Raw genomic sequence first — 3283 nt, 5'->3', positions numbered from 1 at the left:
TGGCGATACCACGACACTTGCCGATCCTTCAATTGTTGATGAGATTGTAAAGGGTAGACAGTAAGATACAAATCAGCAGATTCAAGCCCTCGAAGGCAAACCTTCGAGGGCTTTTTTGTTGAAGATGCCGGAACGCTGTTTTCATCACCTAATAAAACATTGTCTATCTTGTCTGTTCCGTCTTTTTAGTCTTTCTTGTCGTGACTAAATAGACCAGAGAGACGGAATAGACCAGAGAGACAAAAACATTCTGTTCTCGAAAAGCTCTTCCGGCTTAGCGATTTGTCCAAAGTTAACAGCCTGTTGCCCAAACCGATTTCACGCCGGAACACTGTTTCCTTCCCTGCCGGGTACCCTCTGGGTGTACGCGTTTTTACCCCGACCCGCAAGCGGGTACCCCGGCTCGAACTTCGCTCAATTAGCAAACTCGCCCCGCTAAGCGGGGCTCAGACAGTGCGTACGGTTTCATTGCGAACATAGCGAGCAACATTGTCCTTCGGAACGTTATCCTTCAGCCGGGTACCCATGGAGGTACGACATGGGTGGCCCCAAAAATGCTCGAAGTCGCGACTCAGGTACGTTTCCCGGCTTAAAAGAGCCGCAAAGCTCTTCCGGCCTTTGTCCCGAAAAATCAGCAAAGGTCGTTTGGGCAACAGGCTGTCAACTGCTGGCCCCGATTCACTGCTCTCGAAACAATAGAATATGTTCCTAAATAACTACAATAATAATTAGGATAATCGCAATAATTTTCGATAAAACTATATATTGTGAAAATATTAACAAAATTTTATTGACAATAAAAATATGTATGTTTAGAATAGTACATTCAAGTAAGAAAAATATTTGTAATATCCAATATTAAATCAGGAGGTTAGTATGGCGGAAGAGAAAACAATTACATCCATGCAGGTGGAGACAAGAAAGTTTCCACCGTCAAAATCATTCGTTGATCAGGCCTACATCAAGAGCAGAGAAGAGTATGAAAAGATCTGGAAGAGATCAATCGAGGATCCAGAAGGATTCTGGGGTGAGGTTGCTTCTGAATTACACTGGTTCAAGAAGTGGGACAAGGTCAATGTAGAGGATTTCAAAAACGCAAAGTTGCAGTGGTTTTTAGGTGGCAAGACGAACATTACTTACAATTGCCTTGATTACCAGATTGAAAAAGGAAGAGGGGATAAGGTAGCCATCATATTTCAGGGTGAGCCAGATGAAGATGTAAAAAAGTTTACGTACAAAGAGTTGTTAAAAGCTGTATCAAGATTTGCCAATGTGTTGAAAAAGAAGGGTGTGAAGAAGGGCGACAGGGTCGCAATATACCTGCCGATGATTTCTGAACTACCCATCGCCATGATGGCGTGTGCAAGGATAGGCGCAGTCCATACAATTGTGTTCGGTGGTTTTTCTGCCGAGGCATTAAGGGACAGGATAGTGGATGCAGGAGCAAAGATCCTTATTACCGCAAATGGTTACTGGAGGTCAGGTAAAAATGTGAGCTCAAAGGCAAACGCTGATGCCGCAGTTGAGCACTGTGCAAAAGCAGGCCATAAGGTTGAGAAGGTTATCGTTGTAAAGAGGCTTGCAAACTTTGATGTTCCCATGATCGCCGGAAGGGATACATGGTTTGAAGATGAGATAAATGCCAAAGATATCAGTGACAACTGTCCGGCAGAACAGATGGATGCTGAGGACCCGCTATTCTTACTTTATACATCAGGCTCAACAGGTAAGCCAAAGGGTGTGCTCCATACAATCGGTGGCTATATGGTTTTCTGTTATATCACATTTAAATGGATATTCGATTACAAAGAAAAGGATATTTTCTGGTGTACAGCAGACATAGGCTGGGTTACCGGACATTCATATATCGTCTATGGTCCGCTCTGCAACGGCGCAACATCTATCGTGTTTGAAAGTGTACCAACATACCCGCAACCTGATAGATTCTGGCAGATTGTAGAAAAGTTTAAGGTCAATATCTTCTACACCGCACCGACCGCAATCCGCGCAATCGCGAGAGAAGGCGATAAGTGGCCAAACGGTAGAGATCTTTCATCACTAAGGTTACTCGGTACTGTTGGTGAGCCTATTAATCCAGAAGCATGGATGTGGTATCACAGAGTTATAGGCAAAGAAAGATGCCCAATCGTTGATACATGGTGGCAGACAGAGACAGGCGGAATCCTGATTACACCTCTACCAGGTGCATGGTTTACAAAGCCAGGCTCAGCAACGCTCCCATTCCCGGGTGTAGACCCGATTGTTTTAACAGAAAAGGGAAAAGAATGTGCGGTAAATGAAGGTGGACACCTCTGTATAAAGAGGTCATGGCCAGGTTTAATGAGAGGAGTTTTTGGTGAACCCGATAGATTCTATCAGACATATTTTATCCAGCAGCCAGGTTATTATTTCACCGGTGACGGTGCAAGGAAGGATGAAGATGGTTACTACTGGTTGATGGGCCGTGTTGACGACGTTGTGAACGTATCCGGTCATAGGATTGGTACTGCATAGGTTGAAAGCGCCCTTGTTTCTAATCATAAAGTTGCGGAAGCAGCAGTGGTTGGTTTCCCGCACGACATTAAGGGTGAAGACCTTTACGCATACGTCATACTTAAAGTTGGCCTTACCGGCGACGATGCATTGAAGAAAGAACTTGTTGCACACGTGAGAAAGGAGATTGGACCAATCGCATCTCCTGGCAAGATCCAGTTTCCACCTGGACTTCCAAAGGCAAGGTCTGGTAAGATCATGAGAAGAATCTTAAGAAAGGTCGCATCAGGTGATATTGACCAGCTTGGCGATACCACGCACTTGCCGATCCTTCAATTGTTGATGAGATTGTAAAGGGTAGACAGTAAGATACAAATCAGCAGATTCAAGCCCTCGAAGGTTTGCCTTCGAGGGCTTTTTTGTTGAAGATGCCGGAACGCTGTTTGTTCTTCACATCAGCAAAAAGGGTAAGAATTTCGAACCGACTGATGGAAAAAATGGCTTCCGGCATCGATTGCGTGTTATAATAAATATACATGTCCGTCAGGCTATGTGTGGGACAGGACATAAATTGAGAGCCGTGAACGATAGACCAGTGATATCCAGATTGGCAAACAAATATCTCCTTTTTATCGTTACCTGTGGTTTTATGGGGTATCTGCCCGGAGCGCCGGGGCCTCATTGAGGGACCCGAAAGGGAGGCTTTTTCTGATTGCCTCCCTTTTCCAGGGGAGGAGTCCCTTGCCTTATTTTGATGGGGCTGGCAGGCTGCTGTTCCAAATATCCCGGT

At 45.0% G+C, this 3283-nt stretch carries 1 protein-coding gene and 1 pseudogene; one reads left to right on the top strand and one right to left on the bottom strand.

Annotated elements, in window-relative coordinates; all coding sequences use genetic code 11:
• The first annotated feature begins 876 nt into the window (after positions 1-876).
• Positions 877-2861, top strand: a pseudogene (gene acs, locus NTU69_07865) (acetate--CoA ligase).
• A 17-nt stretch (positions 2862-2878) separates the two neighbouring features.
• Here acs and NTU69_07860 read toward each other — a convergent pair.
• The coding region (locus NTU69_07860; GenBank protein MCX5803428.1) for a hypothetical protein at positions 2879-3283 on the bottom strand (405 nt) is incomplete at its 5' end.

It is taken from the genome of Pseudomonadota bacterium, from assembly GCA_026388215.1.
Lineage (GTDB): Bacteria > Desulfobacterota > Syntrophorhabdia > Syntrophorhabdales > Syntrophorhabdaceae > JAPLKF01.
The sequence above is the reverse complement of the archived record's forward strand: the minus strand, read 5'-3'. Positions and strand labels throughout refer to the sequence as shown.